We start from the raw sequence: 14182 nt of genomic DNA on the forward strand, positions 1-14182 counted from the left end.
CACGAACCTCCGAGCCATGGGAGACGCCCCGGACCAGGGGTGTCTCCCATGGCTTCACACGCGGCCGGGGACGAGGGCGAGGAGACGCCCTCAGCGGCCACCGGACACGGCGATGTCGCTGCCGGTGACGAACGACGCGGCGGGTGAGATCAGCCAGGTCACGGTGTCCGCGATCTCCCCCGGACGGCCGAATCGTCCGATCGGGCTGTGGGCCACGGCTTCCTTGGTCTCCGGATTGTCCAGATCCGCTGTCATATCGGTGGCGATGATGCCCGGTGACACACTGTTCACCCGGATGCCCTCCGAGGCGACCTCGTTGGACAGTGCCCGGCTGAAGGAGATCAGGGCGCCCTTCGTGGCCGCGTACGGCACGAGTCCCGGCAGACCGCCGGTACGGGCGGCCACCGAGGCGATATTGACGATCGACCCGCCCCGGCCGCCATGACTGGTGGACATCGTGTGCACGGCGTGCCGGGCACACACCATCGGGCCGAGGACATTGATCGCCAGCAGCCGCGACAGCCCGGTCGGCTCCTGGATGTCGAAGGGGGCGGGCGCGCCTGTGGTTCCCGCGTTGTTGACCAGCGCGGTCAGCGGGCCCAGTTCGCGCTCCGCACGCTCGAACATGCCCGCCACCTCGTCCGGTTCCGACACATCCGCGTGCATGGCGCTCGCGCGCCCGCCGTGCGCACGGATGTCGGCGGCCACTTCCTCGGCGGGTTCCGGGTGCGAGGAGTAGTTGACGACGACGCCGTATCCGGCCTCGCCCAGCTCTGTGGCGATGGCCGCGCCGATACCCCGGCTCGCGCCTGTCACGATCACCGTGCCGTGCTCGCCCTCAGCAGTGTTCGACATCGCTGTCTCCGCCTCCTCGTGGAGCTGGTCCCTCGTCGGTCCCTGTGCCCCACGGTGGGAACGCTCCCTGCCCCGTGTCCGTACACGGACTTCGGGTCACGGGTGGAGACTCGGCTCGCTGCGTGGTCGGTTCGGCCTTCCCTTCCAACGTACTCGCACATTCCGAAGCGCGACGGCACGGCGGTGACAGCGCGGACGCCCGTCCCGTCCCGTCCCGCCGCGTCTATTCCCGCGCGGTGGGGGCACCTGGCGGATATTGGTGCGATCGACTGCCAGGACGAGGACGACGGACGAGGAGGGAAGCGATGGCGACACCTGCCCGACCGGGGCCGGGAACCACACCGCCGACCGGTGCGACGGGGACCATCACCACGGCCGTACCGGCCCGGCTCGACCGGCTTCCCTGGTCGCGCTGGCACTGGATGATCGTCATCGGTCTCGGCACGGTGTGGATTCTCGACGGTCTCGAAGTGACGATCGTCGGCAATATCGCGGGCCGTCTGTCCGAGGACGGCAGCGGACTGTCGATCACATCCGCGCAGGTCACGGGCGTTGCCGCAGCGCTGTATGTGGCGGGCGCGTGTGCGGGCGCGCTGTTCTTCGGCCGGCTCACCGACCGTTACGGCCGCAAGAGGCTGTTCATGGTGACCCTGGCGGTGTACCTCGCGGCGACCGCGATGACCGCGCTGTCCTTCGAGGCCTGGTGGTTCTTCGTCTTCCGTTTCCTCACCGGGTTCGGTATCGGCGGTGAGTACGCGGCCATCAATTCGGCCATCGACGAGCTGATCCCCTCCAAGTACCGGGGACGGATCGACCTGATCATCAACGGCAGCTTCTGGCTGGGCGCCGTCGCCGGTTCGCTGCTGTCCGTCCTGATGCTGAACACCGCGCTCCTCCCCAAGGACCTGGGCTGGCGCATCGCCTTCGGCCTCGGCGTCGTCCTCGGCCTGGTCATCCTTCTCGTACGACGGCATGTGCCGGAGAGTCCGCGCTGGCAGCTCATCCATGGACACAGCGCGGAGGCGGAGAAGCTCGTCGACTCCGTCGAACGCGGTGTCGAGAAGGAGAAACACCGGAAACTACCTCCGCCGGCCGGTGAGATCACCGTTCGCGAGCACCAGAGCATCGGCTTCGGACTCATCGCCAGGACGGTCTTCCGCCGCTACCCCAGGCGGGCGGTGCTGGGGCTGTCGCTCTTCATCGGACAGGCGTTTCTCTACAACGCGATCACCTTCGGTTTCGGCACGATCCTGATCACCTTCTTCGGTGTGCACACGGGACACACGGGCTACTACTTCGCGGTGATCGCCGCGGGCAACTTCCTCGGCCCGCTGCTGCTCGGCAGGTTCTTCGACACCGTCGGCCGCCGGATCATGATCTCCTCGACCTATCTGCTGGCGGGGGTCCTGCTCTTCGGTACCGCCTGGCTCTTCGACAGGGGCTCGCTGACGGCCACGACCCTCACGGCGTGCTGGTGCGTGGTGCTCTTCTTCGCGTCGGCGGGAGCCAGCAGCGCGTATCTCACGGTCTCGGAGATCTTCCCGATGGAGACCCGCGCCATGGCGATCGCGTTCTTCTACGCGCTCGGCACGGCGGCGGGCGGTATCAGCGGCCCGCTGGTCTTCGCTGACCTCACGGCGTCCGGGGTGGTCGGCGACACCGTGCTCGCCTTCCAGATCGGCGCGAGCCTCATGTGCGCGGCCGGTCTGGTGGCGGCCTTCCTGGCCGTACGGGCCGAGGGCCGGGCGCTGGAGGACATCGCGGCACCGCTGTCGTCGGTGCCCGGTACGGGCCGCGACGGCGGCGGAGCGGGCGGCCGGGGCTCGGGCGGTGTACGTGCGTGACGTGTCCGCCGCCATGACGTGCCGGCCGCACGGGGCCCGATCGTGTGCGCGTGTACACGACCGTGCGTGACGCCGCCTGTGCGTGTGTACGTGACCTTACGCACGCCGCATGCGTACGTGACCGGGCGTGGCGCGCTCAGTCCGTGCCGTCCCCGGCCGTGCTGTCACCGCTGTGCCGCGGTGGCGCGGGGAGGACGACGGTGAACTCGGTCCGCCCGCCTCCGCTGACCGCGTCCACCGTGCCGCCGTGTGCCGTGACCACCGCGTGGACGATCGCCAGACCGAGTCCGGTGCCGCCGTCCGTGCGCGACCGGCCGCCGTCCGCCCGTACGAAACGGTCGAAGACTTCGGCGGGCAGGAGCCGCGCGGGAATGCCGGGGCCGTCGTCCGCCACGGTCAGCCGGACGGCGCCGGGGCCGGCCGACAGCCGTACGGAGACCTCGGTGCCGTCCGGGGTGTGGGAGCGGGCGTTGGCGAGGAGATCGCCGACCACCCGGCGCAGCCGTCGCTCGTCACCCGTCAGGGTCACCGCCTCCTCGGGCAGGTCGAGCAGCCACCGGTGACCGGGGCCCGCCGCCCGCGCGTCCTCCGTGGTGTCGAGGACGAGCCGCGTCAGATCCACCGGACCCCGGTCGAGGGCCCGGCCCGCGTCGATGCGGGCGAGCAGGAGCAGATCGTCCACGAGCCGGCTCAGACGCTCCGACTCGGACAGGATGCGGGTGAGCGCGCGCCGGACGTCGGCCGGTACGGGGCTCCGGTGGCGGAGCGCCAGCTCCGCGTGTCCGCGTACGTTCGCGACGGGGGTACGCAGTTCATGGCCGGCGTCGGCGGTGAAGCGGCGCAGACGGTCCTCGCCGGTCCGCTCCCGCTCCAGGGCGTTGCCGACCTGCCCGAGCAGACGGTTGACGGCGGTGCCCACCTGACCGGCCTCGGTGTGCGGGTCGCCGACCGGCACGGGACCGGGCAGCGTGGCGGCCTTTCCGCCGGCCAGGGGCAGCTCGGCGACGCCCGCCGCGGCGGCGGTGACCGTGCGCAGCGGCCGCAGGGAGAGCCGTACCCACAGCGCTCCCACGGTGCCGGTGGCCACGAGAGTCACACCGAAGACCGCCGCCTCCACACCTTCCAGCCGGTGCACCGTCTCCTCGACGGGACGCAGTGGCAGACCGGTGACCAGGATGTCCTTGCCGTCGCCCGCCACGGCGGTGACGCGGTACGCCCCCAGGCCCGACAGCCGCAGATCGTGGCCGTTCCCGTCGGCGCGGAGCGCGGCGAGCGCCCGGCGGTCGCCGGGGGTCAGCGGCACCTTCACGTCCGTACGGTCCTTGACGACGGCCGCCCGGGTGGGGGTCCCGTCCAGCAGCCGCGCCCCGAACGTACCCTCCGGCTGGCCACGGGTGTCGGGCGGATCGCCGGCGTCCGATGTGCCCTCGTCGTCCGGACCGGCCGCGAAACGTCCGTCGGACGCGGAGAGTTGCTGGTCGAGGCGGTCGGTCAGGAAACCGTCGAGCGCGAACGCCGTGGTGAGGCCGACCGCCAGACAGGCCAGGGCGACCAGGACGAGCAGCCCGGCGGTGAGCCGGCCGCGAAGAGTGCGGGGCGGATGGGGACGGTGATGGGCCCGAGTGGGGGTCCGTCGCATCAGGGCTCCGGCTTGAGTATGTAGCCCACACCGCGCACGGTGTGGATCATCGTGCTCCCGCCCATGTCCAGCTTCTTGCGCAGATAGCTGATGTAGAGCTCGACGACATGCGCGTGGCCGCCGAAGTCGTAGGACCAGACGTGATCGAGGATCTGCGCCTTGGACAGCACACGGCGTGGGTTGCGCATCAGAAGACGGAGCAGTTCGAACTCCGTACGGGTCAGTTCGACGGGATCACCGCCGCGGGTGACCTCCCGGGCGGCCTCGTCCATCACCAGATCGCCCACGGCCAGGCGGTCGGCGCCCGTCCCGCCCGTCCCGTGCGCCCCGTGTGCCATGCCCGCCCGGCGGAGCAGACCGCGCAGCCGGGCCAGCAGTTCGTCCAGGCTGAAGGGCTTGGTCACATAGTCGTCACCGCCCGCGGCGATCCCGGCGATACGGTCCTCGACGGCGTCGCGCGCGGTCAGGAACAGGACGCACACCTGCTCCAGGTCCCCGCGCAGCTGACGCAGGACGCGCAGACCGTCCATGTCGGGCAGCATCCGGTCCAGTACGACGGCATGCGGACGGAAGATACGGGCCGCGGTGACGGCGGACGCGCCGTCGGCCGCCGTGCGGACACGCCAGCCCTCGCCGGAGAGCAGACCGGAGAGGATCTCGGTCAGATCGGGCTCGTCGTCGACGACGAGGACCCGCACGGGACCGCCGTCACCGCCGTGCGTGCGCGTGCGTGTATGCGTATGCGTATGTGCGGAGGCGTGCGCGTACGCGCGGTGGAGTCCGCCGCCGCCGTACGGATGGAGTGGGTGGCTGTGACTGTCCATGGTGTGTTCCAGGATCCCCTCTGACAGCGAGCGCCGGAGCGGCTGCCCGCTCTGAGTTCTCTCTGAATCGGGCGCCGGCGACGGTGTTGAGAGGTTCGTCACAGGTTGCGCTGCGAGGCTCACGACTCATCGGTCATCGGCATCGGTCATCGGCGAAGAGAGGGCCCATGAGCAGCACCGCGACACAGGCGCACGGGGAGGCGGACACCCGGTACGGCGCCGTGCGGGGCTTCGCCACCGCCAGGGCCGGGGCCGGTCCTACGCGCCAGGGCCCTGTCCGGATCCGGTCCCTCCGGAGGGTGTCGGAGGGGGCCGGTGGCTGACTCCGAGCGGTCCGAGGCCACGCGGTCGGAGACCATGCGACCAGAGGTGCGGGGCTCCGGCTTCAGACAGGGGCTGCGCCATGTCGAGCAGGTGATGGGCACCGTCTTCTCCTTCGACATACGCGACGCGCGTACCCCCGCCATCGAAGCGGCGCTGGCCGAGGCGGTGGTCTGGTTGCACCATGTCGACGAGGTGTACTCCACGTACCGGCCGGACAGCGTCGTCTGCCGGCTCGCACGGGGCGACCTCACGCTCGACCAGTGCTCCGCGGAGGTACGTGAGGTCCTCGCCCTCTGCAAGAGGGCCGTACGGACCAGCGGCGGCTGGTTCAGTCATCTCGCGGGCGGCATTCTCGACCCCTCCGCGCTGGTCAAGGGATGGTCCGTGGAACGGGCCTCGCAGATCCTGCACGAGGCGGGCGCCCACCACACCTGTGTCAACGGCGGCGGGGATCTGCGGCTGCGGGGCGAGGCGGCTCCAGGGGTGCGCTGGCGCGTCGGTGTCGCACACCCCCTGCGCCCCGGCCATCTGTGCTCCGTCGTCACCGGCCGCGGTGATCTGGCCGTGGCGACCTCGGGCACCGCGGACCGCGGCGCCCGCGTCATCGATCCCCACCGCGGTACGCCCGCGGAGTGCTACGCGTCCCTCACCGTCGTCGGCACCCATCTCACGATGACCGACGCCTACTCGACCGCGGCCTTCGCCATGGGCCCGACGGCACGGGAGTGGCTGGAGTCCCTGGAAGGGTACGAGGGCTTCGCCGTGACGCCGGACGGCCGCTCCTGGCGCACGACGGGATTCCCCGGCGAATCGCCCTCCGCGGCCAGGATCCACCGGTGAGGGGAATCGCCCAGGCCTTCGTCCCCCGCGATCCGGGCCACCGAGGCCCGCGGCGGTGACCGTCCCGGTTTCGCGCCGCGGCGGTCACCCGTACCCACTCCCGCTCACTCCCGCCCGCTCACTCCCGTTCGAGCACCAGATGCCGGGGGCCGCGCAGCAGGGCGCTGCGCCGGTACGGGGGCGGGTCCTCCACCAGATGGAAGTCCTCAAGATGGGGAACGAGCGCGCTCAGCGCGATCTGCGCCTCGACACGGGCGAGCGGAGCGCCGAAGCAGTTGTGGATGCCGCTGCCGAAGCCGAAGTGCTGATTGTCCTCGCGTGTCGGGTCGAAGTGGCCGGGGTCCTCGAAACGCAGCGGGTCCCGGTTGCCGGAGGCGAGCATCAGGATCAGCGGCGCGCCCTTCGGGATGGTGACACCGGCGACCTCGATATCGGTCAGCGGGGTGCGCTGCGGCAGCATATGGACGGGTGGCTCGTAACGCAGCAGTTCCTCGACGGCGTTGGGCATCAGCTCGGGCTTGCCGCGCAGCAGCCGTAGCGCCTCCGGGAGGCGCAGCAGGGTGAGCGCCCCGTTGGTGATCAGATTGACCGTCGTCTCGTGCCCGGCGATGAGCAGCAGGGTCGCGGTGCTCTTCAGCTCGTCCCTCGTGAGACGTCCTTCGGGGCCGGTGTCGTTGACGAGGGCGGAGAGCATGTCGTCCGTCGGACGGCCGCGCCGTGTGTCGGACAGTTCCCCCAGATAGTCCGCCATCGCGTCCCGGGCCTCCCTGCCCGCGTTGAGGCGTTCCAGGTGGCCCTCGTCCTGCTCGGGGGCGAAATCGAAGCTGGCGATGATCATGTTCGTCCAGGCGCGGATCTGCGGTACGTCCTCGAACGGCACGCCCAGGAGCCGGCAGATCACGGTGACGGGGAGCGGATAGGAGAAGTCGTCGACGACATCGATCCGGTCCTTGTCGCGGAACGAGTCGATCAGGTCGTCGGTGATCCGGGTGATGTCCGCGCGCAGGGCGTCGATCCGGCCGGGGGAGTGGGGCGGACCGAAGGGCCGCATCGCGATACGGCGGAGCCGGTCGTGCTCGGGGTCGTCGACGCCGATGAAGGCCGGCGGGTCGGACCTTCTGAGGATGTCCTCGTCGGGGTCGGCACGGTTGCGGACGTCCGAGCTGATCCGCGGGTCGTGGAGCAGCTCGGCGATCTCGTGGTAGGTGCCCACCAGATAGCTGCCGTCGCTCTGCCGTGTCACCCCGCTCTCCCGGAGTTCGGCGTAGAGCGGATAGGGGTCGGCGCGGTTCGCGTAGTCGGTGATCCGCTGGAACAGGGTGTCCGGGCGCATGGGTCGGTGGCTCCTCGTCGATGGCGGACGGCGGGTGGACTCAGTCGTGCCGTACCAGGGTCAGGCGGCGGTCCGGCAGATGGCCGGTGAGGGCCACGGTCGGACCGTGCGAGAGCGTCTGCGGGGACGGCACGTCGGAGGGGACGGGCACCCCTGAGTCGGGCGGGTCGGCGGCGCCGCGCTCGGGCGGGAACGGCGCCGCCGTCTCGATGAGCCGCTGGTAGTACTCCAGCCACTTGGCCCGGTTCACACTGACCGCCGCGGTGACCCGTCCCCGGTAGCCGTAGACCGCGACCAGCCGACGCTCCCGCAACGAGCCCTGAGCGATGACCACTTGGTCGGAGAAGGTGGGCACACCGACGGACTTGATGTTCAGGCCGAACTGGCTGGACCAGAAGGCCGGCACCGTCAGATGCGGTCGTCTGAGCGGCCCGGGGCTGACCATGTTGTGGGCCGCCACCTCGGCCTGCGCGACCGCGTTGCCCCAGTGTTCGAGGGCGAGTATCTGGTACTCGAAGAGCGGATGCGGGAAGCGGGCCACATCACCGGCGACGAAGACGTCGTCGGTGACGATCCCGTACATGTCGAAGGCGCGGCACCCCGCGTCGCAGGCCACGCCCCGGGGGCCCGCGGCCAGCCCGGCGTCGGCCAGCCATTCGGTGTTGCGTACGGCGCCCAGGGCGACCACGGCGATATCGGCCTCGATCCGGCCGCCGTCGGAGAACTCGGCGCCGGTGAGCCGGCCGCCGCTGCCCTTCAGGGCGGTGACCGTCACCCCGCAGCGCAGATCGACCCCGTGCGCGCGCTGCACGGTGGCGGCGAGGGTGCCGAGCGCTCCGCCGAGCGCGCCGACGAGGGGCGAGGGTCCGCGTTCGGCGACCGTCACCTCCAAGCCGCGCTCCCGGCAGGCTGAGGCGATCTCCGAGCCGGTGAAGCCGGCGCCGATCACCAGGACCCTGCGCGGGCCGGCGTCGAGACGTTCGGCGAGGCGGGCCGCGTCGTCGGCCGTACGCAGGGTCATGACGCCGTCGAGAGCGGCCTCGTCGGGGTTCGGCCAGGGCCTGGCCCGGGTCCCGGTGGCGATCAGCAGCCGGTCGAAGGGCAGTCGTTCGCCATCGGCGAGGAGTACCCGCTTCGCCACCGGATCGAGACCGACGGCGGCCACCCCGAGCCGCCACTCCGCGTCCACCTCGCGGCGGCTCGGCAGCCCGGCGTCCCGTGCGTCCACCCGCCCGAGCAGCACCTGCTTGGACAGCGGTGGTCTGTCGTACGGGGGCCGGGGCTCGTCCCCGACCAGGGTCAGCGATCCGGCGAAGCCCTCCTCGCGCAGCGTCTCGGCGGCCCGCAGCCCGGCCAGCGACGCGCCGACGATGACGATCCGGCCGTCGCGCCGTTCACCGGACACGGGCGCCCGCCCGCTCCCCGACCAGGATGGCCTGCACCGGACATGCCGCCGCCGCCCGCCGGACGCGTTCATGCTGATCGCCGGGAACGCTCGGCGTGTACATCAGGGCCTCCTCGCCATGCAGCTCGAACACCTGCGGGGCGAGAAACGCGCACTGCGCGTAACCCTGACAGCGATTGAGGTCGACAACGATCTGCATTCCGGTCCGCTCCTCCGTGCCGCCCGCCGTCTCCGTCCTACTGCCTGCCGGGGAGCGGCGCGAGCGGTGTTACTCCGGCGAGGGCTCCGGGCGAGGAGAAGCCACACGCCCGGACCAGCCGAGCGCTGACCAGCCGAGCGGGACCGGCCGAGTGGGACCGGCCGCTCGCCGCCGCCGGGGCGGATAGGCTCGGTGACGCTGCGGTGACACACAGTCAATGAGCGTGGGAGGGGCGGGGGATGCGGGTCCGTATCGAGGTGGAGGCCATGGACGACGCGGGCGGGGAGGGCGGCGAGTGGGAAGACGGCAGCGAGGAACTGCTGTCGCTCCACCGGTGGCTCGGCAGCGACCCGGACGTGGCGGGCGGCAGTGCGCTCTCGCTCGTCCCGCGCGCCCGGACCGGTGCGGACAGTGAAACCGGTACGTACATGGGGCCGGGGCCGGAGGTGATCGAGGCCGTGTTCAACGGGGCCGTCCAACTCGCCCAGCTGACACTGGCGGTGGCCACCTGGCGGCTCGCCCGTCCGCGCCCGCCGCGCGTCCGGATCGAGCGCGGCGGCACGACGGTGACGGTCGAAGGCGGCGACCCGGAGTCGATCGAGCGCCTCCTGAGAGCACTGGACGGTCCCGGCTCGGCTCCCCGCCCAGGCCGGGAGCCGGACGCACGTACGGCCCCCGAGCCGGGCGCCCGCCCCGAGCCCGAGCCGGAGCCGGGAGCCTGCCCCGAGCCCGAGCCCGAGCCCGAGCCCGAGCCGGAGCCCGAGCCCCGCTCCGGTTCCGGGCCCGGCGGTGATACCGGATCCCGGACCAGCCCCGGCCCCTGAAGCCCGGTCCGGTCTCCGTGGGCGATCGCTTCATACCCCCTGGGGGTATTACGTGTATAGTCGGGCCGAGCTCCGGCGTACGGACGACCACGAGGAGAGCATCATGAACACCGCGCTGAGGATCACCGTCTTCGCCGCCGCGCTCGCGGCGTCCTTCGGCGCCGCGTACGGGGTCGGGAGTGTGATCGCTCCCGTCCGGACCGATCCGGAGCCCGCCACGCGCGTGGAACACGGCGAGGGCCACGGTGACGGGACCGAAGGGGAACGCGGGCACCGGAAAGACGGCCACGGCGGACCCGTCGGCGCACCGCGAGTGCCGGAGAGCGGCTACCTCGTCGATCCGACGTAGAGCTCGCCCGGCATGTCCGGTGTGATGCCCCGCGCCGTCAGCGCGTCGGTGTAGTCGCGGCGTATCCGCGGGTCCTCGTCCTCGTACGGAAGCAGGCTGCCGCCCTCCCGGACGCTGACCAGCACGCCGGGACGGCCGTCCACGATCGGGTTGCCGGCCCGCCGGATGCCCGTCGGATGCTTCACCCCGCCCCGGAACGCGAGCTGTCTGGCGGTCCCCGGGCCGGTGTTGAAGTGCTGGTGGAACCACTTGCTCGGCGGGCTGTAGACGGAGCCCTCGCCCCACTCGACACGGACCACCTGGTCGCCGCTGCCGGCCTCGTACGGACGGCTGCCCGCCTCCTGCGGCCAGATGAGTACGTAACCCTCCGACCGCAGGCCGTAGAGAATCGCCCCGCCCAGATGGTGGTGTGCCTTGTGGTAGCGCCCCGCGGGCCAGGAGGTGATGTGCGCGGCGATGGTGTTGCCCGCCATCTCGAAGACGGTCGCGTCCACACCGCTGCCCTTGACACCCAGGGAGTCCAGCGCGATCTCGTGGATATCGGCGATGAAGTTGGTCTCGGCGATACCGCCGAAGTAGTTCTCGTACCGCTTGCTGTCCGCGTAGTACTCCGCGCCGGGGGAGAACCGGTCGGTGAAGCGGTAGTCGTTGGCGAAGACGAAGTCCTCGTTGTGGAAGAGATCCATCACCATGGGTGCGTCGTTGACGGCCATGTACACCACCGGCTCCGACCCGGTGTTGTGCAGGACATAGGCGCAGTTGAGCGGGATCGCGAAGAAGCTGCCCCGCTGCCACTCGAAGCTGGTACGGCGGGAGTCGCCCGGCAGCCAGACATCGGCCGCGCCGCGCCCGGACAGGACGGTGATGAACTGCTGGTGCAGATGCTGCTGACGCTCCAGGGACCGGCGGGCGGCGATCTCACCGATCTGCATGCCGGTGAAGCCCTCCATACCGCGCAGTTGGACGAACGCCGCCCTGCCCCCGGTGCGTGCCCAGTCGGCGCGCTCCACCGTACGGACGTCGGAGATGCCGTACCCCCGGTGGATCGGCGGCCCCTCCTTGCGCATCCAGTTGTCGTAGAAGGTCTCCCGGGCCTGGCCGGACGCTGCCATCTGTCGTTCCTCTCATGCCTCTCATGAAGGGCTGTGCCGAAGGTGAAGGGTCCGCTGAAGCGCACCGAAGTGCTCCGAGGCGCTCTGCCGCGGACGGGGCCTACGGTGTGCCGTGGAACGCCTCCATCCGTGACGTGATGCCGTTCGTGGCACACTCGTCGCGGTATGTCCGCCGGACCATCGGATCCTCGTCCGCGTAGTCGATCTGGTCACCGCCCAGCCGGGTGCTGATCGAGGACATCGGCAGTCCGGTCGCCGGGTCCCGGCGCGCGTTGAGATGGCGCAGGGCGAGATAACGGGCGGGCGAGGCACCGGTGTTGAAATGCTGGTGAAATGTCTCGCCGGGCGGGATCACGAGTGAGCCCTCGGACCAGTCGTAGCGGGTGATCGGCTCACCCTCCTTCCACATCAGGCTGTAGCCGGTGCCGCTGAGGATCACCACATGGGCACCGGGGGAATGCCGGTGTGCCTTCTTGTAGGTGCCGACCGGGAACTGCGACACATGCGCCATCATCGTGTTCCGGGCCAGCTTGAACTGGACGTTGGTGCCCCCCGCCCCGCGTTCCCGGTACTCGACGAGCGGGAAGTCGCGTACGTCGGGGACGAAGTTGGTCTCCCACAGCCGGCCGGTCAGGGTGCCCTCACCGCTGAAGTAGCCGTCCGCTCCGGAGAAGCGGGAAGGGAAGTCGTAGGGGCAGTCGAAGATGAAGCCCGCCTCGTCGAACAGGTTGATCGCCACCGGGGCGTTGGTCACCGCCAGCAGGGTCGCGGGCGCCTCGCCGCTGCTGTTGAAATGCTGGTAGCGGACGTTCAGCGGGATGGCGAACAGGGATCCGCGCTGCCACTCGAAGCTCTGCGGCCGTCCGTCCGGTCCCCACACCGTCGTGCTTCCCCGTCCGGAGAGCACATAGATCATCAGCTCGTGCAGATGCCGTACCGGGTGCAGATGTTCCCCGGGCGGGATCCGGCACACGTAGCAGTCGTTGCTGCGGTCGCTCTCCTCGTGGTTGATGAAACAGCCGTAACCGCCCATCCGCGCCCAGGGCTTGAGCGGAACCGCCCGGAGGTCCGGGATGTGGAAGCCGGGGACGATGTCGATGCCCTGGCCGCGGGACCACCGGGCGTACGCGGTCGGTGGGGTGGCGGACCGGCGCTGCGCTGTCATGAATACCTCCAGGGAAGTGAACGGAACACCGGCACCGACACCGAACGCTGATACCTGCCGTCGAAATGCCACGCTGACGTGTCACGCCGACGTGTCCCACCGATCTGTCCCACCGATCTGTCCCACCGATCTGTCCCACCGATCTGTCACACCGGCGGGCGGCGGGCCGTGCTACTGCGGACCGAGCAGGTCGATCAGCGTCTTCTGGAGCCGCTTCACATCCTTGGTCAGTACGTTCCAGCCGTAGCTGTCGTAGTACTCGCTGCCCGCCTCGGGGATGGTCGCGCCCAGATCGGCCGGCACCGGCACGTCCGCGCGGTTGCTCGGCACCTGGAGGGCCTTCGTCCATACGGTGTTGCCGTCCTTGCAGACCAGCCAGTTGACCAGCAGTTCGGCGGCCGCCGGGTGCGGAGCCTTGTTGTCGATGGCCAGCAGGCTGGACCCGCCGGTCGCCACGGGCGGAGCGCCGGTCAGTTTGAGCTGCTTCAGCGGCAGCCCTTCGGCGAGCGCGTCCTCGGTCTCCGCGGTCTGGAGCGAGAGCCCGAAGGCGAACTTGCCGCGGGCGATGTCGTCCAGCTCCTGGCGCTGGTCGGTCAGCAGGACCGGCTTCTGGTCGACATAGAGGGACTTGACGAAGTCCTCGCCGTAGGCCTGTTCGAAGGCGCCCACGTCGTAGATCGCCCCGCCGTTGGAACGCGGGTCGTCCACCACGATTTTGCCCTTCCACTTGGGATCGAGCATGTCCTCGAAGGAGGTGAGATCGCCGTCCTTGACCAGGTCGGTGTTGACGACGACGCCGGAGTCGACGTAGTTCGACAACTGGAGGATCTTCTCCTTCTCGGGATCGACCCACTTGGGCGCGCCGTCGCGCCAGTTGTCCGCGGTCAGCAGCGCCGGGTCGAGCACGTCCTTGAGGGAGCCGATCCATCCCTCGCCGTAGTAGGTGCTCGACATGGTGTTGCCACCGCCGCCGAAGACATCGTGGGTGTAGATGCCGGCCTTGCGCTCGGCCTGGAGTTTGGCCGCGATGTCGCTGTTACGGCCTCCGACATAGGTGACCTTGACGCCGTAGGTCTGCTCGAACGACTTGGGTACGTCGGTGCGCACACTGCCGTCCGGTGTGCCCGTCATGACCACCTCCCCTTCCTTCTCGGCCCGCTGGGCCAGGGCGCCGTCGGGGTCCGGACATCCCGCGGAGACGCTCTTGCCGTCGGCCTTGCCGGAACCGGCGCTCTCGGTGGAGTCGGTGGATGTGCCTCCCGCGCAGGCGCTGAGGAGCAGCACCGCGGCGGCGGGGAGGATGAGCCCGGCCTTCGTCGTCATCGACATGGCCCTCACCTGTTCTCTGTGCGAGTGAGTGATGTGGCTGGGGGGTGTCAGGACCATAGCCATGGAGTTCGCACTCCAGGAATACTCGTGTCAGATATTCCGTCACAAGGAATGGTGAGCGGCTTCCTGGAGTGCGCCGG

General features: G+C 70.3%; 13 protein-coding genes. 4 read left to right on the top strand and 9 right to left on the bottom strand.

Annotation, left to right across the window (positions count from 1 at the left end):
- Positions 1-90 precede the first annotated feature (90 nt).
- Positions 91-855, bottom strand: coding sequence for an SDR family NAD(P)-dependent oxidoreductase (locus ACWGDX_RS08360; RefSeq protein WP_453623460.1), 765 nt, complete (start codon positions 853-855; stop codon positions 91-93).
- A gap of 305 nt (positions 856-1160) precedes the next feature.
- Between ACWGDX_RS08360 and ACWGDX_RS08365 the strand changes: the two genes are divergently transcribed.
- Complete coding sequence (locus tag ACWGDX_RS08365; RefSeq protein ID WP_453623461.1) at positions 1161-2699, top strand: MFS transporter; 1539 nt, start codon at positions 1161-1163, stop codon at positions 2697-2699.
- Between the two features lie 136 nt (positions 2700-2835).
- On the opposite strand, the gene ACWGDX_RS08370 is transcribed toward ACWGDX_RS08365, so the two are convergent.
- Both ACWGDX_RS08370 and ACWGDX_RS08375 read right to left on the bottom strand, forming a co-directional pair.
- Entirely contained in the window at positions 2836-4338 is a 1503-nt protein-coding gene (locus tag ACWGDX_RS08370) for a sensor histidine kinase (protein ID WP_453623463.1), read from the bottom strand.
- Positions 4338-5162, bottom strand: coding sequence for a response regulator transcription factor (locus tag ACWGDX_RS08375; protein WP_453623465.1), 825 nt, complete (start codon positions 5160-5162; stop codon positions 4338-4340). Before ACWGDX_RS08375 ends, ACWGDX_RS08370 begins: the two co-directional genes overlap by 1 nt.
- 417 nt (positions 5163-5579) lie before the next feature.
- Here ACWGDX_RS08375 and ACWGDX_RS08380 point away from each other — a divergent pair, with 417 nt between their 5' ends.
- Positions 5580-6326 (top strand): FAD:protein FMN transferase, encoded by a 747-nt coding sequence (locus ACWGDX_RS08380; RefSeq protein WP_453623587.1) that lies wholly within the window; start codon positions 5580-5582, stop codon positions 6324-6326.
- Positions 6327-6444: 118 nt separating this feature from the next.
- Here the strand turns inward: ACWGDX_RS08380 and ACWGDX_RS08385 are convergent, their stop codons facing one another.
- The 3 genes from ACWGDX_RS08385 to ACWGDX_RS08395 are packed head-to-tail and all read right to left on the bottom strand — an operon-like array spanning position 6445 to position 9263.
- On the bottom strand, positions 6445-7659 hold the full coding sequence (locus tag ACWGDX_RS08385; protein WP_453623467.1) for a cytochrome P450: 1215 nt from the start codon (positions 7657-7659) through the stop codon (positions 6445-6447).
- A gap of 40 nt (positions 7660-7699) precedes the next feature.
- The gene (locus tag ACWGDX_RS08390; protein WP_453623469.1) at positions 7700-9064 is read right to left on the bottom strand and encodes an NAD(P)/FAD-dependent oxidoreductase; all 1365 of its coding nucleotides are present in this window, start codon (positions 9062-9064) and stop codon (positions 7700-7702) included.
- A complete protein-coding gene (locus ACWGDX_RS08395) occupies positions 9054-9263 on the bottom strand; it encodes a ferredoxin (RefSeq protein WP_453623471.1) in 210 nt (69 codons plus the stop codon). Before ACWGDX_RS08395 ends, ACWGDX_RS08390 begins: the two co-directional genes overlap by 11 nt.
- A 239-nt stretch (positions 9264-9502) precedes the next feature.
- Between ACWGDX_RS08395 and ACWGDX_RS08400 the strand changes: the two genes are divergently transcribed.
- Together ACWGDX_RS08400 and ACWGDX_RS08405 are read left to right on the top strand one after the other, a co-directional pair.
- A complete protein-coding gene (locus ACWGDX_RS08400; RefSeq protein ID WP_453623473.1) occupies positions 9503-10087 on the top strand; it encodes an effector-associated constant component EACC1 in 585 nt (194 codons plus the stop codon).
- A 103-nt stretch (positions 10088-10190) separates the two neighbouring features.
- Entirely contained in the window at positions 10191-10436 is a 246-nt protein-coding gene (locus ACWGDX_RS08405; RefSeq protein ID WP_453623475.1) for a hypothetical protein, read from the top strand.
- On the opposite strand, the gene ACWGDX_RS08410 is transcribed toward ACWGDX_RS08405, so the two are convergent.
- The 3 genes from ACWGDX_RS08410 to ACWGDX_RS08420 all read right to left on the bottom strand — a co-directional run bounded on the left by ACWGDX_RS08410 (position 10415) and on the right by ACWGDX_RS08420 (position 14042).
- Positions 10415-11548, bottom strand: a complete 1134-nt coding sequence (locus ACWGDX_RS08410; protein ID WP_453623477.1) for a hypothetical protein — start codon at positions 11546-11548, stop codon at positions 10415-10417. The two genes, ACWGDX_RS08405 and ACWGDX_RS08410, sit on opposite strands and share 22 nt — an antisense overlap.
- Before the next feature lie 100 nt (positions 11549-11648).
- Entirely contained in the window at positions 11649-12713 is a 1065-nt protein-coding gene (locus tag ACWGDX_RS08415) for a cupin domain-containing protein (protein ID WP_453623478.1), read from the bottom strand.
- Positions 12714-12884: 171 nt separating this feature from the next.
- Entirely contained in the window at positions 12885-14042 is a 1158-nt protein-coding gene (locus tag ACWGDX_RS08420; protein WP_453623480.1) for an ABC transporter substrate-binding protein, read from the bottom strand.
- Positions 14043-14182 lie beyond the last annotated feature (140 nt).

It is taken from the genome of Streptomyces sp. NPDC055025 (assembly GCF_053608565.1).